The sequence below is a fragment of the Paenibacillus sp. FSL R7-0210 genome (assembly GCF_038009085.1).
GTDB lineage: Bacteria > Bacillota > Bacilli > Paenibacillales > Paenibacillaceae > Paenibacillus_AQ > Paenibacillus_AQ silagei.
This window is the reverse complement of the sequence record NZ_JBBPAR010000001.1, coordinates 250136-271251: the sequence shown is the minus strand read 5'-3', so window position 1 is coordinate 271251 and position 21116 is coordinate 250136. Positions and strand designations below refer to the sequence as shown.

At 53.8% G+C, this 21116-nt stretch carries 21 protein-coding genes; 5 read left to right on the top strand and 16 right to left on the bottom strand.

All coding sequences use genetic code 11. From position 1 onward, the window contains the following. Positions 1-27: 27 nt before the first annotated feature. The 12 genes from MKY64_RS01275 to MKY64_RS01220 all read right to left on the bottom strand — a co-directional run bounded on the left by MKY64_RS01275 (position 28) and on the right by MKY64_RS01220 (position 12521). On the bottom strand, positions 28-855 hold the full coding sequence (locus tag MKY64_RS01275) for an ATP-binding cassette domain-containing protein (RefSeq protein WP_340950560.1): 828 nt from the start codon (positions 853-855) through the stop codon (positions 28-30). Positions 856-896: 41 nt separating this feature from the next. Then, a complete protein-coding gene (locus MKY64_RS01270) occupies positions 897-1682 on the bottom strand; it encodes an ABC transporter ATP-binding protein (RefSeq protein WP_340950558.1) in 786 nt (261 codons plus the stop codon). Next, on the bottom strand, positions 1683-2522 hold the full coding sequence (nikC, locus tag MKY64_RS01265; RefSeq protein ID WP_340950555.1) for a nickel transporter permease: 840 nt from the start codon (positions 2520-2522) through the stop codon (positions 1683-1685). Positions 2523-2545: 23 nt separating this feature from the next. Further along, entirely contained in the window at positions 2546-3490 is a 945-nt protein-coding gene (nikB, locus tag MKY64_RS01260; RefSeq protein WP_340950553.1) for a nickel ABC transporter permease, read from the bottom strand. Positions 3491-3649: 159 nt separating this feature from the next. Further along, positions 3650-4486: an aldo/keto reductase gene (locus tag MKY64_RS01255; RefSeq protein WP_209876846.1), complete on the bottom strand. Its 837-nt coding sequence runs from the start codon at positions 4484-4486 to the stop codon at positions 3650-3652. A gap of 189 nt (positions 4487-4675) precedes the next feature. After that, entirely contained in the window at positions 4676-5134 is a 459-nt protein-coding gene (locus MKY64_RS01250; protein ID WP_076083140.1) for a cupin domain-containing protein, read from the bottom strand. Between the two features lie 145 nt (positions 5135-5279). Next, positions 5280-6215, bottom strand: a complete 936-nt coding sequence (locus tag MKY64_RS01245) for an SPFH domain-containing protein (RefSeq protein WP_081751185.1) — start codon at positions 6213-6215, stop codon at positions 5280-5282. After that, a complete protein-coding gene (locus tag MKY64_RS01240) occupies positions 6215-6649 on the bottom strand; it encodes an NfeD family protein (RefSeq protein WP_209876844.1) in 435 nt (144 codons plus the stop codon). Before MKY64_RS01240 ends, MKY64_RS01245 begins: the two co-directional genes overlap by 1 nt. A 671-nt stretch (positions 6650-7320) precedes the next feature. Beyond that, the gene (locus MKY64_RS01235) at positions 7321-9321 is read right to left on the bottom strand and encodes a glycosyl hydrolase family 18 protein (RefSeq protein ID WP_340950548.1); all 2001 of its coding nucleotides are present in this window, start codon (positions 9319-9321) and stop codon (positions 7321-7323) included. A gap of 485 nt (positions 9322-9806) precedes the next feature. After that, positions 9807-10448 (bottom strand): XTP/dITP diphosphatase, encoded by a 642-nt coding sequence (locus MKY64_RS01230; RefSeq protein WP_036726063.1) that lies wholly within the window; start codon positions 10446-10448, stop codon positions 9807-9809. A 1-nt stretch (position 10449) separates the two neighbouring features. Then, entirely contained in the window at positions 10450-11208 is a 759-nt protein-coding gene (gene rph / locus MKY64_RS01225; protein ID WP_076083128.1) for a ribonuclease PH, read from the bottom strand. 191 nt (positions 11209-11399) lie between these two features. Next, entirely contained in the window at positions 11400-12521 is a 1122-nt protein-coding gene (locus MKY64_RS01220) for a GerMN domain-containing protein (protein ID WP_339250717.1), read from the bottom strand. A gap of 263 nt (positions 12522-12784) precedes the next feature. Between MKY64_RS01220 and MKY64_RS01215 the strand changes: the two genes are divergently transcribed. Then, entirely contained in the window at positions 12785-13384 is a 600-nt protein-coding gene (locus MKY64_RS01215) for a phosphatidylglycerophosphatase A family protein (RefSeq protein WP_340950546.1), read from the top strand. Between the two features lie 42 nt (positions 13385-13426). Next, a complete protein-coding gene (locus tag MKY64_RS01210) occupies positions 13427-14260 on the top strand; it encodes a hypothetical protein (protein WP_340950545.1) in 834 nt (277 codons plus the stop codon). A gap of 54 nt (positions 14261-14314) precedes the next feature. On the opposite strand, the gene MKY64_RS01205 is transcribed toward MKY64_RS01210, so the two are convergent. Beyond that, on the bottom strand, positions 14315-14701 hold the full coding sequence (locus tag MKY64_RS01205; RefSeq protein ID WP_340950543.1) for a TetR-like C-terminal domain-containing protein: 387 nt from the start codon (positions 14699-14701) through the stop codon (positions 14315-14317). Between the two features lie 406 nt (positions 14702-15107). Here MKY64_RS01205 and MKY64_RS01200 point away from each other — a divergent pair, with 406 nt between their 5' ends. The 3 genes from MKY64_RS01200 to MKY64_RS01190 all read left to right on the top strand — a co-directional run bounded on the left by MKY64_RS01200 (position 15108) and on the right by MKY64_RS01190 (position 16748). Then, positions 15108-15404 carry a transposase gene (locus MKY64_RS01200; RefSeq protein ID WP_339223802.1) on the top strand — a complete coding sequence of 99 codons (297 nt, stop codon included), beginning with the start codon at positions 15108-15110 and terminating at the stop codon, positions 15402-15404. Then, entirely contained in the window at positions 15290-16273 is a 984-nt protein-coding gene (locus MKY64_RS01195) for an IS3 family transposase (protein ID WP_339257364.1), read from the top strand. Before MKY64_RS01200 ends, MKY64_RS01195 begins: the two co-directional genes overlap by 115 nt. A 157-nt stretch (positions 16274-16430) precedes the next feature. Beyond that, positions 16431-16748, top strand: a complete 318-nt coding sequence (locus tag MKY64_RS01190; protein WP_340950539.1) for a hypothetical protein — start codon at positions 16431-16433, stop codon at positions 16746-16748. 363 nt (positions 16749-17111) lie between these two features. On the opposite strand, the gene MKY64_RS01185 is transcribed toward MKY64_RS01190, so the two are convergent. The 3 genes from MKY64_RS01185 to MKY64_RS01175 form a co-directional block, all read right to left on the bottom strand. Continuing rightward, positions 17112-18107 carry an MBL fold metallo-hydrolase gene (locus MKY64_RS01185; protein WP_340950538.1) on the bottom strand — a complete coding sequence of 332 codons (996 nt, stop codon included), beginning with the start codon at positions 18105-18107 and terminating at the stop codon, positions 17112-17114. 41 nt (positions 18108-18148) lie between these two features. Beyond that, the gene (locus MKY64_RS01180; RefSeq protein WP_340950536.1) at positions 18149-18886 is read right to left on the bottom strand and encodes a class I SAM-dependent methyltransferase; all 738 of its coding nucleotides are present in this window, start codon (positions 18884-18886) and stop codon (positions 18149-18151) included. Positions 18887-19194: 308 nt separating this feature from the next. Next, positions 19195-20901, bottom strand: a complete 1707-nt coding sequence (locus MKY64_RS01175; protein ID WP_340950534.1) for a glycoside hydrolase family 13 protein — start codon at positions 20899-20901, stop codon at positions 19195-19197. Positions 20902-21116: the final 215 nt, after the last annotated feature.

Below are 21116 nucleotides of genomic sequence, written 5' to 3'. Positions count from 1 at the left end.
ATACAGTTTTTGACTTTGAGCTGGCTCTCATTCTCTGTACTCCTTTTCTCTATCTTTTCTCCTTAAGCGGGGGTCTTGCACAGGTATCGAGGAGAGCAATTTTCTGGTATACGGATGGTCTGCCTGCTGCATGAGCCCCTCACCTGATTGCTTCTCCACAATTTCCCCTTGAACCATCACAGCCACACTGTCGCAAAAACGGTTCACGACCGACAAGTCATGTGTAATGAACACGTAGCTTAATCCCAGCTCCCGCTTCAATGCCTGCAACAGATCAATCATTTGCTTGCGCAGGGTAACATCGAGACTGGAGAACGGTTCATCACAGATGATCAGCTCCGGACGCAGTGCAATAGCTCTGGCAATTCCGACCCGTTGCTGCTGTCCGCCGCTGAGTTCATGCGGATAACTGTGAATGTGCTTCCGCTCAAGTCCAACAAGCTCAAGCGTGTCAGCTATCAGAACTCTGCGCGCGCCTGCCTTCCTCTCCCCGTAGTTCCGCAGAGGCTCTCCAATAATTTGCTCTACTGTGAACAGTGGATTGAAGGAAGCCAGACTGTTCTGGAACACCATCTGCATCCTGCTGCGGATCTGACGCATCTCGCTGAAGCTCCAGTCTGTATAATCCATACTCCGGTACAGCGTTCTTCCAGAGGACGGTTTCTCCAGTCCCAGCAAGAGTCTGGCTAAGGTACTCTTCCCGCAGCCGCTTTCACCCACCAGTCCCAGGGTTTCTCCGCTCTCCAGACTGAAGGACACATCATTCACAGCTTGTACACTCCTGGCTTCAGATGTGAACCACCCCCTTTTCATTCCATACTTCTTATTCAGGCTTACCGCCTCCAGCAGCTTCATGGATCCCCACCTCCCCAGTAGAACATGTAATTTCATAGTTGTTATCTGCAATCCATTAAGTATTTAGTGTAGGGATGCACTGGACGTGAAAAGATGTCAAAGACGTTGCCTGATTCCACAATCCTTCCGGATTTCATCACATATACATAATCTGCAAGCTCTGCGACAACGCCGAGATCATGCGTAATGAGCAGGATGCCCATATGATTCGCCCGTCTGATCCGGTCCAGCTCCGTAAGTATCTGTGCCTGGATGGTTACATCCAGAGCCGTTGTAGGTTCATCTGCAATAAGTAAGCTTGCCCCGGAAGCCAGCGCGATAGCGATCATCACCCGTTGGCACATCCCGCCGCTAATCTGAAACGGATATTTATTGAATAGCTGTGCCGGATCGCTGAGGCCCGCTTGCTGCATCTGCTTCATAGCCAGTTGCTTTGCTTCTTGCCCAGTGACTTGCCGGTGCAGGGCGATCGTCTCCATGATCTGCCTTCCAACCGGAAGCACCGGATTCAGCGCGTTCATGGGATCTTGAAAAATAACCGCCATTTCTGTTCCCCGGAGCTTCCTTAGCTGGCGGGCAGAGCACTCCCTGAGGTTGTGGCCGCGAAGCCATATCTCTCCGCTATCAATGACGCCTGGAGGATCTAGCAGTCCCAGAATAGACATCGCCGTAACACTTTTCCCGCTGCCGCTCTCGCCAACCAGTGCAACAATCTGCCCGGACCTCACTTCGAGACTGACATCCTCTACAGCCCTGACTTGCTGACTTCCGGTATGGAAGCTGATCGATAAGTGACTAACCTTCAGCAGGGTGGATTCATTGTTCATTTACCGGACACTCACCTCCCGGGTATCGTAATTACGCGCTGAGCGGCGCAAGCCTTCCCCCAACAGATTGAAGCCCAGAACTGCCAGCAGGATTACCATTCCAGGAAAGAGCATGAGCCGCGGCTCAGTCTGAATATAGGCACGGCTGTCGTTCAGCATCATTCCCCATTCCGGTGTAGGGGGCTGCGCCCCCAGACCAAGGAAGGACAGCCCCGCAATCGAGAGCATAATCGTCCCCACCTCCATAGAAGCCAGAACGAGAATAGGACGGGCTGCAACCGGCAGGATATGCCTGAGCACAATTTGCAAATGGGAAGTGCCCGACGCTGCGGCGGCTGCGATATATCCGCCTTCTTTGATCTGAAGCACCAGGCTGCGGATCACTCTGGCATATCCCGTCCACCAGACGGCTGCAAAGGCGATTAACAGATTCTTCATACTGGCGCCCAACATGGCTGTAATTGCGAGCGATAGAATTAAGCTGGGAAAAGCAAGTAAGATGTCGATGATCCGCATAATCAATTGATCAATTTTGCCGCCAGCGTAACCAGCCAGTAAACCAACGGGGATGCTAATGGCAAAAACTACAGTCAAAACGGCAAATGAATAGTAAAGCGTAGTTCTTGTCCCATAGATTAAACGGGATAGCACACAGCGCCCCAGATGATCCGTACCCAGCGGATAATCCCAGGAAGGCATACTCAGCTTATGCTCCATGTGAATCTGCAGCGGGTCAGAAGGGGAGAGCCAGGGGGCAAAGAGTCCGGCGCCAATGAACAAAAGGATAATCCCTGCCCCCAGCTTCGCTCCATTATTCTTAAATAAGCTACTTCGAAACATAATACCGTACTCCTTTTACAGCGTCACCGCAGCCTGATTCGCGGGTCCAGCATCAGATGCAGTGAATCTACTGCCAGGTTAATCAGAACAACGACGACAGCCATCCATAATACATAACCCTGAATCACAATATAGTCTTTTGCAAAAATCGCCTCAATCACATACTTTCCAATCCCCGGCCAGGAAAATATAGTCTCTACAACAACAGAACCGCCGAGAAGCCCTGCTATGTTAACCCCAAGTAAGGTAAGACTCGGAAGCAGTGCATTACGAAGCGCATGTCTGGTGATGACTCTCCATTCCTGCAGCCCCTTGGCCCTCGCCGCCTTGATGTAGAGCGTAGCCAGAACGTCCAGCAGACTGGAACGAATCAAACGGATGTACACCCCCGCCATGCCAAACCCAAGTGTAAAAGCAGGCAGAATGACACTGGAGACCCCATCCATTCCTGTTACAGGTAATAGCTTCAGCTTCACTGAACCATAATAAATCAGGAGCAGACCCAGCCAGTAGCCTGGCATTGATACGCTAAACAGAGCACATACTCTTCCCAGCCGGTCAAACCATTTTCCCGGATACAGTGCAGAGCCTACCCCCATAGGCAGAGCTATAAGAATAGCTGCCAATAAGGAACAGCCGCTCAACAGCGCAGTAGCCGGGAAACGATTCATCAGCTCTGTGAATACCGGACGATTGCTGCTGTAGGATATGCCCAGATCGAGATGGATCACACGGTACAACCAATGAACATATTGCATATATACAGGTCCATCCAGACCCAGTGCAATTCTTGCCGCCTCAATGGCTTCATATGTAGGCTTAATACCATCAGCACGCAGCATAATCTCTGCAGGATCACCTGAGGTTAGGTGCATCAGCGCAAAAGTTATGACTGAGATGCCTAGCAGCACAGGAATGAGCTGCAATAAGCGTTGCAACAAAGTTCGTATAATGGCATTCAACTCCATGTCTTTAATCTTTAATCGTAATTATTACGATTATAACATAAAAATTTTAAATGAATAGTCCTAATAAAAAAATAGCATGCTGCCGCCAAATGCAAAAAGCAGCCCCCCTTGAGGAGGCCGCTCTGTGCATCTACAGCTTATAATGCTCTATCTGTCAGCTTAGAAATTGAAATTATCCGGGTCCGGGCCGAAGCGGTGGTTCTGATTCAGCTCCTCGATAGCTTTAACATCCTCATCGCTGAGTGTGAAGTCGAAGAATCCGGCGTTCTCGATGATCCGCTCCTGATGGACCGACTTCGGAATGGTGATGACACCCTGCTGCAGATCCCAGCGCAGAACAATCTGTGCTACCGTCTTGCCGTAACGCTCTGCCAATTCCTTCAGCAGCGGCAGGTCCAGATTCCCCTGCATGAGCGGACTCCAGGCTTCCAGCTGGATATCATGCTCCCGTGCATACTTCAGCAATTCACGCTGGGTCAGCAGCGGATGGAATTCCACCTGGTCCACCACCGGCACCACGCCGCTGTCCTCGATGATATCCTCCAGATGATGCGGCTGGAAGTTGCTCACCCCGATGGATTTGACCAGTCCTTCCTTTTGCAGATGGATCAGCGCTTTCCAGGTTTCTTTATATTTACCGGCCACCGGCCAATGGATCAGATACAAATCTACCTGCTCCAGGCCCAGCTTCTTGCGGCTGACTTCAAAGGCCTTCAGTGTCGATTCATACCCCTGATCCGGGTTGCGGACCTTGGTGGTAATAAAGAGCTCTTCCCGGGGGACTCCGCATTCACGGATTGCCTGCCCTACACCCTCTTCATTGTTATAGCCGGCAGCCGTATCAATACTGCGGTACCCCGTCTCCACCGCAGACTTCACCGCACGGATAACCTCCTCACCATCCTTGGTCTGCCATACGCCAAGACCCAGCCACGGCATAGTTACTCCATCGTTCAAGGTAGGCCCGCCTGTAAATGGTGCGTTCTTTTCACTCATATGAATACCCTCCAAGCCTAATTTGAATTCAACAAGCTTCCTTAACCGTATTACCGCTCTCATAATCATCCAATTGCGAAATCTGTTCCCGTTATAGCGAATAGGTTGCCAAATCGTGAAGATTGTATGCCTCTTATGTACAAAAATGGAGCACAGCCCCTTCCCGGCCGTACTCCACTACAAACCTGCTTATTTCTTGTCGATCAGCTTGAAATCATCAAAATGGAACTCCGGCGATACGATGCAGGAGACGAGCGCCGGCTCTTCGCCGAGCGGGCGGGCGGCCTGCCATACGCCTGGAGGAATCACTACCTGCGGCTGCTGGCCCGCAGCGATATCCAGACCCAGGATAACCTCCGTTACGTTCTCCGGCTCTGCGCCATTGCCTCCCAGACTAAGCACGATCGGGCTGCCGGAATGATACAGCCAGATTTCGGAGGACAATACAGTATGCCAATCCGAACTCTCGTCAGCATGAAGCAGGAAATAGATCGATGAAGCTGATGCGCGCGGGCCCGAATAAGCCTCGCCCAACGTGTCCTGAGGAATCTCAAACGGAGAATTCCACAGTCTCTTGTACCATCCGCCTTCCACGTGGGGCTGTAGCCCCAAGGTTTCTACGAGCGGGGAAATTTCTTTTTGCGTCATGGGTTCTTCTCCTTCAAGTTTTGCACAGCGGCAAAACAGTCTTCATAAGCAAAGGCTTAAGAGGTACAAGCGTACCTGCTAAGCCTCGGCCTGATTGTGCTATTAACTGTAACGGATCCTGCAGCAATTGTAAATTATCTTCCGCTTATTTGCCTTCTTTGCTAGCCTTAAATACTTCGGCAATCGCTCCCAGGCTGCCCAGCGTCTCCACCGCACTGGTCGGCAGGAATATTTTGTTCGCTGGTCCCTTAGACATGTCAGTCAGAGCTTCAAAGGACTGATAGGCCAGTACTTTTTCATCCAGTCCTGCGCTGGCAATCATGGCAATCCGGGCCTTCTCGGCCATCGCCACTGCTTCGATCGCCTTGGCCTGACCGAGAGCTTCCAGCTCCTGCGCCTGACCGAGACCTTCCGCCTGACGGATGCGGGCTTCCTTATCCCCTTCGGCCTTCAGGATCTTACTCTGCTTATCCCCTTCAGCACGAAGGATCATATCCTGCTTGGCGGCTTCCGCCTCCAGGACAATCGCACGCTTGCTGCGTTCTGCCTTCATCTGTTTGTCCATGGCTTCCTGGATATCGAGCGGCGGCTTGATGTCGATAACTTCGACACGCTCAATGCGCACGCCCCACTTCTCTGTCGCTTCATCCAGCGCGAGACGGATGTCGGAGGAGATTTTTTCACGGCCGGACAAGGTTTCATCCAGCTCCAGCTTACCGATAATCTGACGCATGGTGGCTGTGGAGATATTCCGTACCCCATACACATAATCGGAGATTCCGTACGTTGCTTCTTCCGGACCCACTACCTGATAGAAGATAATCGTATCGATCTGCACCTGTACGTTATCCTTCGTGATTACCGTCTGCGGCGGTACATTCGCCTGTTGAATCCGCAAGTCATGATAGACCCGCACCTGATCAATAACCGGAATCAGAATGTTCAGACCTGGTGTGAGCAGGCGATGGAATTTACCCAGACGCTCTACAACTCCAACTCTTTGCTGCGGGACAATCTTGATCGTCATTGCGATAAATACTACGACGACAACAATAATAATTCCGATAATCACCAATTCCATTAGTACATATCCCCCCATCGTTCTACTTCAATAATGGTAGTGCTTCTTCTTACTACAATTACCTGCTGACCCTTGCCCAGTGCTACTGTAGAGGTCGCACTCCATGTATCGCCGCCAATCTTGACCTGCCCGTAACGGCCAGGCTCAATCGGTTCGGTCACCAGACCCTGTCTGCCGATAATCTCGGTCCCGGTATCCTTGAAGCCCCGCGCATTGCGCAGCCGCTCAGACAATGGCTTGGTGAAGAACGTCAGGGCCAGGGCTACCAGCGAACCCACTACAACCTGCAGCAGCCATGCATCCGGCAGCACAAGCGCAACCAGTCCGGCAGCCAAGGCTCCCAGGCTAAGCCATAACAAATAGAATGTAAACGTAAACATCTCTACAACAAACAAGACGCCAGCGGCAATTAACCACAATACCCACATACTCATTGGTGAACCCACCACCTTCCGCTATATACTACTATAACGAAATAATCGGCATCACGTTTCACAAAATTTTTGGAGGCCGGGACAGCCGCCTGTCTGTTCATTATATTTCAGCCTGTGGAAGCTTATGAACCTCAAGCGGGATACAGGACGGCTAAATTGTATTTAAACATAAATATATCCAATCGAAGCGCAAAAAACTCATTACCCACATTTCCGTACCCCGGAATCCTGCTTCCAAAACCTCCAAGGAACGGAATTAGTTATAAATACGGTGCCAGCCACCACGCCTGAACTGGAATGGAGAGGGGCGGATCAAGCAAGTGGATTTAATACATCTAAATAAGAAATATTATGGCACCTACAGAAATTAGTTGGAGAAACAACACTTAATCGGCCCAGATTCCCTTGAATGGGGAGCGGAGCGTTCGGCGGATTAACTGTACTTTTTCCAACTGCTTCCTTCAATGACCGCGTTTCAGCGAAATTAAATGCCTTTTTTCCAACTGTGTCAGCTCGCACTCCCCATCTATAAGCAGGATCGTGTACGAAACAGCCTATTCTAAAAAGTACTTAAAAAAACGGTGCCAGCTTAAAAGCCGGCACCGTTCCTTGTTCTATACTTAGGCATAGTCATGCTCTATGACTGGATTCCCGTGTTGTCCGCTCCGCCTTTAGTTCAGCTTCCAGAGCGCAGGAGTGACATTCGGCTCCCAGCCGGCCAGAGAGGTATGCGCCTGCAGGCAGGTGTAGGATTGCCCGCTGTAAGTTACGATATTGCCGACACTATAAGCGGTGCCCGCTTTCCAGGCAGCAGCGCCTGGGGTAGCCGAAGGGACTGGCGTCACTACAGGAGTAGAGGTTGGCGCTACTGTCGGCGTAGCCGAAGGGCTTACTGTCGGGAGTGGCGTAGCTGTCGGCTGCGGAGTAGCGTTACCGCAGGTTCCGGTCACCCGCCACACCCCGAAAGCTCCGCTAAGATCCGGCCGGTCCCCTTGCGTCCACCACTGGGCCTGATAGATCAGCCCGCCATAGGAGACTTGCTGGCCCTGTGTGTAGACAGCGGTGGAACTCCACGCTGCCGTAGAGCATTGCCCCGGCGTGGCCGTCGGTGCCACTGTCGCGGTCGGCGTAGCCGTTGGATTCACCGTGGCCGTCGGTGCTACTGTCGCAGTCGGCGTGGCCGATGGCTTCACCGTTGCTGTCGGTGCCACTGTCGCGGTCGGCGTGGCGGATGGCTTCACCGTGGCGGTCGGTGCCACTGTTGCGGTTGGCGTGGCCGACGGCTTCACCGTCGCGGTCGGCACCGGCGTAGCCGTTGGTGTCACTACTCCGCCGCCCAGTTCTGCGCTGAGCTTGGTCTGCAGCGTCTTATTGCGGTCCCCGCTGGTCTCCCAGAACATGGCTCCGGCCAGACCCTTGGTTTTCAGGTAGCTGGCTTTGAAGCCGATGGATTCAGCATCATCATAGCTGATGAAGGTCTGGTTGGACGGGTTGTAGAGATAGGGAACCTTGGAGGTGTTGTTCCAGTAACGGGTGTAGCCGTTCTTATTGATATAATTGGCTTCCAGATCACTGAAATCGTAGTTTCCCTTCTCCCAGGTTCCGGTCTGGGAGATCCCGGCAGATACCTGATATTGCCCGTTGCCCGCAGCAGGGGCCCCGCCCCAGCCCCGGCCGTAGAACGGCATGCCGAGCACCAGCTTATTAGCCGGTACGCCTGCACTCAGATAGCTGGTCACCGCCTTGTCGATATTATAGTTCGCCGGCTCGGTCAGCCCTGACGATGCGGCTGCCGGGTCATAATACAGTGGCGCATTGTGGCCGGTAGTAGGGTTCCAGCTGCCGTTGAAGTCGTAGGTCATGATGTTGATCCAGTCCACCACAGAGGCGATTCCGCTAAGATTGTTATTCTGGATGTAGGTCGGTCCGGCACCGGAAGCGATGGTCAGCAGATACGTTTTGCCGTCGGCAGCTCCTGCGGCATTCAGCTTCTCCCGAATCTTCTGGAGCAGCAGGATGTAGTTCTGCTTATCCTCGGGGCGGTAGCTGTTGCCCGCAAGTCCCCCGCTGACCGGGTATTCCCAGTCCAGATCGACACCGTCCATCTTGTATTTGCGGATGAAATCGACGGAAGAATTGGCGAACACCTCACGGGTTGCCGCCGTGGCAGCCACATCCGAGAAGCGGTTGGACCAGGTCCAGCCCCCGACGGAGATCATCGTCTTCAGATTCGGATTCTTCTCCTTCAGCTTCCAGAGCTGCTTCAGATTCCCCTTGATCGGGTCATCCCATTTATCATCGCCGAAGCTTTTCTGGGCATCGATCCAGGGATCGCCCAGCACTACGGTGCCATTGGGAACGCTGATCGCCTGTCCCTGCTCGTTCTGGCAGGACCAGGTGACCGGATTCGGCCCGGTCGGGTCGGGATTGCCGTGTATTCCGTTCCAGCAGATGTCGGCAAAGGCATAGTTGATGACATTCATTTTGCCAGGATCGATATCCGTTACATTATAAGCCCGCCCGTAGGCGGCCCATGAAGCATAGTAGCCGACAATCTTGTAGTCTCCGGCTGCCTGAACAGTTCTGCTGTTTGCACCAAAAGCCGAAAAAAGAGTAAGGAAAAGGACTGCCGCCAAGCCAAGCACAAAGGATTTGCTTTTGATAAAGGCCATTTCGTGATTACCTCCCCGGTTCAATGCGTAACCTGTAAGCCTGCTTCATGGACATCCATGCGTCTTTGCCATCAAGGATATTAAGTGACCGTTCTTCCCTTGCCGCGAATGAGAAAGCTCAGCGTTCACCTCCCGGACCCGATTGGCCTTGACCTTCACCCTGTGAAACTATTAAACTCCTGGCAATCTGACTGGTAGAATAGTGAAATACAGCTCAAAAAAAGCGCAGTTCAGCAGCATACGGATCACTCGCTCCGCTACGGCCTACGTTGTTGTTTGGTAGAGGGCAGGGTGGGTGGATTGCGGCGATTTGCGGAAGGATGCAGGACCTGCGAAGGGGTGAAGTCAACTCTTATTCTCATACAAAGCCGGAGGATATGCTAGGGATAAATTTCCATAATCAGGGGGGATTATTATCTAAAAAAAAAACAGAAGCAGCCCCGAGCATATTCTGCTTACGGGCTGCTTCCAAGATTCCAACTCTTCTATTTACCGCCGCTCTGCGCAGCAGCAAGCTTCTCGGTCAGACGCCGCAGCGCCGTCCCGCGGTGGCTGATCGACTGCTTCTCCTCAAGCGTCAGCTCAGCCATCGTCTTCTCGTATTCCGGGAGATAGAACAGCGGGTCATAACCGAAACCGCCGGCACCCGCAGGCTCCGAGGTAATCCAGCCTTCGACCGTACCCTCAGCCGTCCATTCCCGGCCGTCCGCCGGATCATAGAGCGACAGGGCACAGACGAACCGGGCAGGACTCAGCAGCGGCTGTCCGGTATCCTCACCCTGCTTCAGCCGCTCCAGCTCGCTCATCAGCTTCAGGTTATTCGCCTCATCATCCGCCGCCTCGCCGGCATAACGGGCCGAGTATACGCCGGGGCTTCCGTCCAGCGCCTCTACACAGAGACCGGAATCGTCTGCCAGCACCGGCAGTCCAAGAGCGTCCCCTACAGCGCGGGATTTCTTGAAGGCATTCTCGGCAAAAGTGGCCCCGTCCTCGACCACATCCGGCAGATCCGGGTAGTCATACATGCTTTTGACCGTAAGTCCCAAGGGAGCAAAGGCATGCTGGAACTCCCGCACCTTGCCTTTGTTCTTCGTCGCGACAATCAGAATTCCGCTGCCGGACTTCATCCTACACCTCTTGACCGGGCTGGCCGGCAGGGATTTTGAGCGCGATGGCGCCAAGGACTTCTTTTTGCACAGCGATCAGCTCGTAGATCCCCTTCTCTCCGAGACCCAGCAGCTGGTCCAGCTCCTGGCGGGTGAACGGGCGCTCTTCGCCCGTGCCCTGAACCTCAACGAAAGCGCCGCTGCCCGTCATGACCACGTTCATATCCACCTTCGCCTTGGAATCCTCTTCATAATTCAGATCGAGCAGCGTCTTGTCGCCAACGACACCCACACTGATGGCTGCCAGGTAGTCTGTAATCGGGAAGACTGTCAGCTTATTCTGGAGGGCAAGCTTGTTCATGGCGAAGGCCATCGCTACAAAAGCACCCGTGATCGAAGCCGTCCGCGTTCCCCCGTCTGCCTGAATTACATCGCAGTCCAGCGTAATACTGCGTTCGCCGAGCGCCTGCAAATTCACCACCGAACGCAGGGCCCGTCCGATCAGGCGCTGGATTTCCATGGTCCGCCCGGTCAGCTTGCCGCGTGCGGCTTCACGCTGGTTGCGGGTCTGGGTTGCGCGGGGAAGCATCGAATATTCGGCGGTTACCCAGCCCTTGCCTTGTCCCTTCAGAAACGGCGGGACCTTCTCATCCACGGTTGCCGTACAGATGACCTTGGTATCTCCCATCTCAATGATGACGGAGCCTTCTGCATATTTGTTGGTCTGGGTCGTTATCGTCAGTGGCCGGAGCTGGTCTTCGTTGCGTCCGTTTGATCTCATCTTTTCTGCCTCCTACATCGTATAGCGCAAAGTTTGTGTATACATTCATCCGTATCTTATACGCAGAAACGGGTGCCGCCCCCTATGGAAGAGAACGGCACCGCTGCTCCTGACCCGTTATTCGGATGAACAATACTTTATTCTATCAAAGAGTAGGCACAAAAGCATCTTTTTAGGCCGGTGGATTCGCTCTAAAGCGGCAGCTCGTTCACATATTCCGGCGCGGAGACCGGCTGGCCGTAATCGACGTTGTTGGTACCCGTAACCGTATCCTTGCCATTCAGACGGATCTGTACCAGCGAATCATCTGTATTCTGGGCCACCGTCAGCACGACCGATTCCAGCATCTCCTCGGGAATGCTTGTGCTGCCTTCGAACATATCATCGGTCAGCGATACGGTGACTACCCCGTTCTGCCCTGCTTTTACAGAATCAACTACCGTTCCCTGCGTCATGACCATCTCCAGGCCGTTCTCGGACTGCGGTCCGGCAATCAGCTCGCTCAGAGCTGCCTTCACCGTATCCCCGCCAGCGGGTACAAAACGGGTAACCGGAACATAATACTGGTGGCCGCCATCCGGTGAAGCAGCTGCGAAATAGACCGTGACTGCGCTGGAGTTCATCATCAGTGCGTTATGCTTCGGCAGATTAATGCCCATGGTACGGGACAGCGGGCGATCCAGCGGTGTGCCTTGCAGCGGCATTTCAGTCAGCTTTTTGCCATCGACCCAGAGCTGTACTCCCTTAATGTCGTCCTGCCCGGTCAATGTCCAGGTCAGCGCTTCAAGGATTTTGCGTTCATCCGCAGGATCGTAGTCGTTAAACGCCGAGTTGAATTCAACAATTGCGACATGGTCCTGGCCGACAGATACATTGTTCACTTTCGTCCCTGCGGGTAGTACGCCCTGGAAGCCCTTAGGCAGTGCAGACGCGTAATCCCCCTTGCTGACGAGTGCCATGAGGGAATTTTTCAGCATGACCGTGTCCTCGCTTTTTGGAAAAGACAGAGCCACCGGAGCCAGCAGACCGTTCTGATCCTCCAGATACACAGTAGTCCGCTCCCCGGCTACAGCAGGCGCACCGGTATCCTTCACCCCGGCAGACAGATCAGTCTCATCCATGGAGGCCGGTCCGAATACACCGGTATCCAGCGTATCTTCCCCGCTCACTTGCAGCATTTGCGCTTCTACGGCGGCGGGAGGCGGGTCCACAGCGGCGGATTCTGAACCGAACAGACTGCAGCCGGAGAGCACAAGCGGAACGGCCAGCAGGCAAGCCGCAGACGCCCCGCGGAGGTGTTTCACTGGTTTCATCAATCTTCATTACCCCTTTCTAGCGCTAAGATCAGTTTGTACTGCTATGTATACGAGCCCTGTGTCCAAAAAATAACAACAGCTTATCCTAAATTACAGAAGTTCTGCCGGAACCCCTGCTTGGCTGCGGACACTGCTGTGTTCATCCAAGTTCAGCCTGCTTGCGGGATACAAATCCGGAGGTTTCTGGACATCGGTCTGCCGCTTGCGTACAATTTAGTACATACCCAAATCACACCCGACTCACGAATGGAGGACTTCCTATGACTGATGCCAAAATTCCTTACAGCCTCAACAGCAAAGCCGTTGCCGAAGCGACCCGGTACTGGCTGTACAAGCGCGGGGTCACTCTGGAGGAGATTGCCGAGCTTGTCATGATGCTGCAAAAGAAATACTATCCGGGCCTGACCATGGAAGAATGTATTCATAACGTTGAGATGGTCCTCAGCAAGCGTGAGGTGCAGAATGCAGTCTTGACCGGCATCCAGCTGGATGTGCTGGCGGAGGAGGGCAAGCTGTTCTCGCCGCTGCAGGATATGATTGAGAACGATGAAGGATTGTACGGGGTAGACGAGATTCTCGCCTTCTCGATTGTTAATGTATATGGCAGTATCGGGTTCACCAACTATGGTTACGTGGACAAGCTCAAGCCCGGCGTACTGGAGAGGCTGAATGACAAAACCACCGGCCAGATTCATACCTATCTGGATGATATCGTCGGTGCTGTAGCCGCAGCGGCCAGCAGCCGGATCGCCCACCGCAAGCAGGCGGAACGCGAGGAGGAGCTGGGCCTGCCCCATGCCCCGGAGGACGCGGAAGAGGCTGCACGGCGCAGCCGGCTGGAGGAGACGTTGCCGGAATAAAGCGGGACTTAATATGGATCATTGGAAAGGTGCGAGATGTGCATGACCTATTCGTTCGTAGTGGAGCCGCTGGCCGTCCAGGATTTCGAGAGTGAGGATGAGCGGATTGAGCGGTGTAAGGAATGGAATCTTCTGCCCGGTTCAGCCACCCGGGTCAAGACTTATCTGTACAAGCGGCAGGGCCTGACCCTGCCTTGTGAAATTATAGGGTTTGTGGATAATCAGACGGTGGTGGTCCAGTTCGAGAATAAGCAGCAGCATTGTATCCACCCGGCGTACCTCAAAGAAATGCAGACCGCCAGCTTCGGCCAGCGCACGCAAGCGGCGGCGGATGCACGGTCCGAGGACCCGGCAGAAGCTGCCGGAGAAGCCGAGTTGCTGGAGAACCAGCCGGTTGAGGAGGGTCGCGGTGAGGCTGATGTGGAGGGTGCGGGAAGTGCTGGTGCTGCGGTGGGCGATACTGCGGAGCGTTCAGAGAGTGGGATTGCTGCGGAAGGCGTGAGTGCTACGGAGACAGCGGCTCCGGCAGAGAAGCCGCGTAAGCCAGCCGCCTCCAAGAAGAAGCCCGCCCTGCAGCTGCCCGAAGACAAGCTCAAGGTTACAGCGGTTGTCAAAGAATTCACGACCGTTCCCAACCACTTTTCGGATAACGATGATGAAGTGATTATCTATGACAATGTAGCGATAGAAGGGCATGAGCTGGCCATTGACGAAGTCTGGTCAAGCCATAGTGCCACGCTGAAGAAGCTGGAGCTGAAGGAGGGCGACCCTGTTTCTTTTGAAGCGAAGATTGTGGCTAAGAAGCTCTCCCAGCACCCGGTCAAATACAAAATCAACAACCCGTCCAAGATGAAGGTGATCCAGCCGGATTCTTAAGAATGGGGATAATTGCAGACCGCAGGCCACTGGACGGCACCGTCAGATTATTGTCTAGGGCAGAGCGTCCAGCGGCTGCGGTCCCATTTGGTTGCGTTCGAGGAGGATGCTGATATCCTCCATCAGCTTTTTGGCCGAAATAGGCAGTGAGTGTGTAATCCACCATTCCATGACTCCCACGGCAGCCGAAGCCATAAAATGCAGCAGCATCTCCTTGTTCATCCCCCGGTTCACACCCTCCATATCGATCTGCTCCGCCAGTCCCTCCATCAGCATGGCATGCAGACGGCTTCTGAAGGCAGGAATGCCGCTGTTATTAATCAGGGTAATGAAGACGGTAGCATGTTGCTCGACATATTCAGCCGTACGCAGCAGCGGACCTGAAGAGGTGAAATCCAAATTCTCCTGGACAGCCATACAGCGGTCACGCAGCTCCGTCATTTCCTTCTCAACACACTGATCCAGCAGATCATATTTGTCCACAAAATGCAGATAGATAGTCCCTCTGCTGACATTAGCCCGCTCCGCAATCTCATGTACCGTAATCTGTTCAGCTCTTCTCTTCCATCAGACTAAGAAACGCCTTAAAAATAGCATCCCGCGTCTTCCCGATCCGCCTGTCCACAGCCATCCCTCTTACCTCTCCTTCCCTTGAGCCCTTAGTTGGGTTTATCATATTTATCAGTTGTCAAAAAATCAACAGGTGTGCAGAATTCAGGAGCACTTCTGCTCTTCATTTACGCTCCCCGCCCGCTTTCGGCGAATTCAGGGGCATTTTGCTGTTAGTGTTAACCGTGGACACCCGTTAAGAGAATAGAGATAATAAGCTTAACGAGGAGGTGTCCCCATGAGTGGAACACGGAGAAGCTACAATGAAGAATACAAAAGACAGACCGTAAAGTACATCCAGGAGCAGACGAAAACGGTGGCGGAACTGGCCCTGGAACTGGATGTCCCCGCCAAAACGTTGCATAAATGGCTAGGACAGTACCGGCAGTTTGAGAATGAGCCCATCGTGACTCCAGACAAATACAGAGAGCTGGAACGTCAACTGAAGGAGCGGGAGCAACAACTCGCAGAGCTGACAGAGGAGATGGCAATCCTAAAAAAAGCCGTGCACATCTTCAGCAATCCAAAGAACTGAGATTTCAGTTTATTGAAGATCATCGCTCCGAGTTCCGCGTGGAGAAGATGTGCAATGTCTTTCAGGTGTCCCGGAGCGGGTACTACAAATGGAGAACAGCAAAGCCCAGCCCTCAAGCCAGCCGCAAAACCTTGTTGCTGAAGCGGATTGCCTATCATTTCCATGACTCTAAGGGTCGCTATGGCAGCCCCAAAATCAAGGTTCTCCTAGAGCGTGAAGGGCACCAGGTCAGTGAACGCACTGTAGGCAAGTACATGAAAGAACTGGGTCTGCGCTCTTGTGTCGCAAAGAGATTTCGCGTATGCACCACCGACTCCAACCATCCGTTACCCATTGCCCCCAACCTGTTAAACCAGCAATTTCACACGGAAAAGCCGAACCAGACGTGGGTGGCGGATATCACCTACATTCCCTGCCGGGAAGGACGAATGTACTTGGCGAGTGTGCTGGACCTGTGTACCCGGGAGATTGTCGGCTGGCGGCTTAGCGACCGGATGACCACTGACCTCGTACAAGGCGCTCTGGACGCTGCCTACAAGGCCAAACGCCCCGGGAAGGGCTTAATTCACCATTCGGATCGAGGCTCCCAGTACGCCTCGGAAGACTACCGGGAACGCCTAAAGACGTACCAGATGACGGCAAGCATGAGCCGCAAAGGGAACTGTTATGATAACGCCTGTATCGAATCTTTTCACAGCCTCTTAAAAAAAGAGTTGGTGTACTGGAATCGATTTAAAACGAAGCAACAGGCGTATGATGCCATTTTCCAGTACATTGAATTTTTCTACAACCGCAAACGAATCCATGGGGCGCTCGGTTACGTTTCTCCGGTTCAGTTTGCAGCCACATTTAAGCGAACAACGATGTAGTTGCTGTCTACTTTCTTGACAGGAGTCCATTTGTGCTCCTCAGTTACTCTCCCCCGCCCACTTTGGCGAATTCAGGGGCATTTGTGCTCTTCATTTACCCTCCCCGCCCGCTTTCGCCGAATTCACTGGCACTTGTGCTCTTCATTCAGACTGCTCAATGGGATTTATCCCTTTCATTTCTGCTCATCCGCCATTTTCAGCTGAATCAATGGGATTTATCCCTTTCATTTCTACACATCCGCCACTTCTAGCTGAATCAATGGGATTTATCCCTTTCATTTCTGCTCATCCGCCATTTTCAGCTGAATCAATGGGATTTATCCCTTTCATTTCTGCTCATCCGCCATTTTCAGCTGAATCAATGGGATTTATCCCTTTCATTTCTACACATCCGCCATTTTCAGCAAAATCAATGGGATTTATCCCTTTGAATCTCATACCTCACCGCTTACAGCCGACTTTGGAGGAGGGATGAGATGTGTTGATTACAGACTACAAGTTTTCACCAACGAATTAGTCATTTCTTCCAGGCATTCCAGTTCTCTAGGTTCTCAGAATAATGTGAGCGTAACATCAGGCGAATAAGCATGTTAGAGTCAACGGGTTGTGTGCAGCGGGGTATCAGCAGCGGGTTGTACCATTGAGTTACGGGTTGTGAGTTACGGGTTGTGAGCTTAAGAGTTATGAATTGTGAGTTACGTGTTATGAGCTACTTGTAATTGGCTGAGTGTGATGAGCTACGTGTATGTGTTATGAACTACATGTGATGAGCAGCGGCAGCAGATTACAGTATGTTGTAATCTGCTGCCAGGAGCACGCACTGCTTCCTCGCGCCAGTCTACTCCACAGCCGTGAAAAGCAGGCCGCCGCCTGGCCCGGCCTCCGTCTCGGCCGCCCGCCCCCGGCGCACCAGCTCGGCCAGATGGGCCAGCGCCTCGCTCATGGCGAACCGCATCTGGTGCGCTGTCGCGACCCGGCTGCGGAACAGCCCCTCGCAGACCGCGAACCCGCTCTGCGGTCCGCCTGCGAGCAGCGCGGCTGTAGCATCCAGCCGCTCCTCATGGTGCCGGAGCAGGCTGTCCGCCCGCGCCGTGAACCCCGGGAACGGTTCCCGGTGGCCCGGGAACGCCATCGTAACCCGCAGGCTGCGCAGCTCCCGCAGCCCCTCCAGGAACGTCAGCAGCGGCTGCGGATCGCTGCCCGGCTGCAGGCCGACATTGGGCGAGATCTGCGGCAGCACAGCATCGCCGCAGAGGATCTGCCCGCTGCCGCCGTGGTAGAACGACACATGCCCCGGCGCATGCCCGCCTGTGATAATGGGCTGCCATTTCCGGCTGCCCATCACAAACGGCTCCGCGGCATTGATATAGGTGACCTCCGGCTGCGGGGTCACCTCGGGCAGGAAGCTATCCAGATGCTCCCGGATACCCAGAAGCCACTCCTCCGGCATGCCATGCCGCCGGAAAAAGAGCGGCAGCGCCTCATTCAGAATCGCCTCGTCCCCCCAGGCCAGGGCAGCCTCGGCATGCGCCCGCTCGCTCATCCACACCCGCGCTCCGCTGCGGGACTGCATCCAGCCTGCCAGCCCGTAATGGTCGGGATGATGATGGGTCACCACGATATCCCGCACCTGCGTCCAGGTAAGGCTCAGCGCCTCGAGTACCCCCTGCCAGGCAAGCTCGGCAGCCGGTGTATGCGGGCCTGGATCAATGACCGTAACCCTGCCGTCCTTGTCCGGCAGAAGATAGCTGTTAATCTGGCGCAGCGGCAGCCTCATTGGTACAGATACCTGAAGAACTCCTTCGTCCCAAGCTTGAATGATCTCCTTGTTCAACCTTCCTTCGCCTCCTCTAAGCCCTCTCCCTGATGCCATCTCTAAGGTCTGCCTCCCATGAAGATCATGCGGGCTGAGGCTTCAGCGTCATATTCCTCTTCATCGTAGCCGCCGTGAACGGTATCCAGCCGCAGCCCGGCAGCGTCAAGCATTCTGCGGAAATCCTCCAGCGTGTAGAGCTTCACCCGTTCCTGGCACTTGCGGGCCGGAGCGCTCCCGGCCTTCGAGGTCAGCAGGATCTCCTTTTTCACATACCCCTCCTCGATCCGGCGGGTCTCGTCAATCGTGATATCTCCATCCTCGCGGACCGAATGGGGCACCAGATGGCGGATGACGTAAGCCGGGTTCAGGAAATCAATGAGGAACCGGCCACCCGGCTTCAGCATCCGGCAGATCTCCTTAAGCACCTTAATCTGCTCCTCATCCTCTTCAAAATACCCAAAAGAAGTGAACAAATTGACCACAGCATCAAAGCCGCCCGTAAGCGGAAGCTCACGCATATCCGAGCGCAGCCAGGTTACCTGCTCCGCACCCGCCTGCGCACGCGCCTCACGCAGCAGCACCTCCGACAGATCCACGCCCGTTACTTCATAGCCAGCCTGCGACAGAGCCAGCGAATGGCGGCCCATGCCGCAGCAGAGGTCCAGCACCTTCGCGCCCCGGGGCAGGCCAAGCCACTGGATCAGGCTCTCCACCTCATGACGCGCACCGCTGAAATCCCTGTGTCTGTATACAATCAGATAGTCCTCGCCAAAACATTGCTCATACCACTCACTCATCTCTCTCCTAACTCCCTCCATACCCCGCTTCACCGCACGGGCTTATCCCTGTCTCTAATAACGCCTATTGTACCGCCTTTTAGTGTAGAAGCCCAGCGAAGTCACAGACCTGCAACACATAATCATTTATTTATATTTAAAGGAATAGGATCACAGTGCGGGTTAAAAACATATTACCTCGCGGCGTATATGTATTCAGTCTTCCGCATAACAAACAGCAGTCCCGGCGTTCCCGCCAGAACTGCTGCACATCTATAGGTCGGTTGTGGATTCGTTCGGTTCTATGCTTAATTATCGCTTGGGTTCGCTTAAGCAGAACCCTTATCTATCCGCTGCAGATACACGCGCGCTTCATAAGGGCGGAGCTTCAACTGCTGGAGATCCTCCTCCTGAGCAGGCTCATAATTGGAGATCAGCAGTTCCAGCTTCGCGGCCGGCTGGAATTCCTCCGGCAGCTCGAATACCGGCTCATGCCCGAAGAAATTCAGGATCACAAGCAGGCGCTCGTCCTCCAGCGTCCGGGTATAGGCATAGATTTCGGGATGCTCCTTCAGCAGCAGTCCATATTCGCCGTAGACGATGACCTGATGTTTTTTACGCAGCTGGATCAGCTTCTTATAATAGTTGTAAATAGAGTCGGGGTCCTTGACGCTGCTTGCTGCGTTGATCTCCCGGGAGTTCGAGTTGACCCTGATCCACGGGACACCTGTGGTGAACCCGCCATCCTCGCCATCATCCCATTGCATCGGAGTCCGGGCATTGTCGCGGCTTTTGGTATGAATAGCAGCCATGATGTCGGCTTCGGGAACACCGGCGTTGCGCTTTTCCTCATAATAGTTCAAGGTCTCCACATCCCGGTAATCATCGATCGACTCGAAGGCCACATTGGTCATGCCGATCTCCTCACCCTGATAAATATACGGCGTGCCTTCAAGCATATGAATGAAGGTGGCGAGCATCTTGGCCGACGGAACCCGGTAGTACAGGTCATCGCCGAACCGCGAGACCGAGCGCGGCTGGTCGTGATTACACAGATAGTTGGCGTTCCAGCCCCGGTTATGCAGGACGGTCTGCCAATCGCTGATGATGGTCTTAAGCTCCGTCAGCTTCCAGGGCACCACATCCCATTTCCCGCTGCCCGGCGAGGCGGCATCCAGATTCATATGCTCGAACTGAAAGGTCATATTCAGCTCGCGGCGTCCGTCTCCAACATAATCCAGCGCCTGCTCCGGCCCGAGGCCGGAGGTCTCCCCTACCGTCATGATGTCGTAGTAATAGAGCACCTGATCGTGCAGATTCTGCAGCAGGGTATGCACATGATTCAGGTTCGAGAACATGTCATAGGCGCGGACAGTGGGGGTGCCGCCGGGATTCAGGGCATCCGGGTAGCCTTCCGCCTTCACGATATGGGCAATTGCATCGAAGCGGAAGCCATCCACACCCTTCTTCAGCCACCATTGCACCATCTCGTGCAGCTTGTCGATGACGGCCGGATTCTCCCAGTTGAGATCGGGCTGGAACCTGGAGTACAAGTGCAGATAATATTCATCCGTCCGGGGGTCACGCTCCCAGACCGAGCCGCTGAAGTAGGATTCCCAGTTGTTCGGGGGTCCGCCGTTTTTGCCTTTGCGCCAGATATAATAGTCCCGTTTGGGATTATCCTTCGAGCTTCTCGATTCAACGAACCACGGGTGCTCATGCGAGGTATGGTTCAGCACCAGATCCATCATCAGCTTCATGCCGCGGGAATGCATCTCGCGCAGCAGCAGGTCGAAGTCATCCATCGTGCCGAATTCCTTCATAATGTCGCAGTAGTCGCTGATATCATAGCCATTGTCATGGTTCGGGGATTTATAAATCGGGCAGACCCAGATCACATCCACCCCGAGGTCCTGCAAGTAATCAAGCTTCGATAAGATCCCGCGCAGATCTCCAATGCCGTCACCGTTACTGTCCATGAAGCTAATCGGATAGATCTGGTAGACAACACTCTCTTTCCACCATTTAGGGTTCACTTCAGATACCTCCGCTTCTCTCGATTCCTGTGGTGCTAGACATAATAATATATCTTAACCACACTGGCTGAAGTGAATAACAATTTGTCTAAAAAGCGTATAACTGCTCCTTAGTGTCAACCCCAGAACAGCAACTTCAACAACTGCGTATCTACAAGCCTTATAGACCCTTGCCGAAAAAAGAAAGGGCGGAAACCTGATCAGGTCCCCCGCCC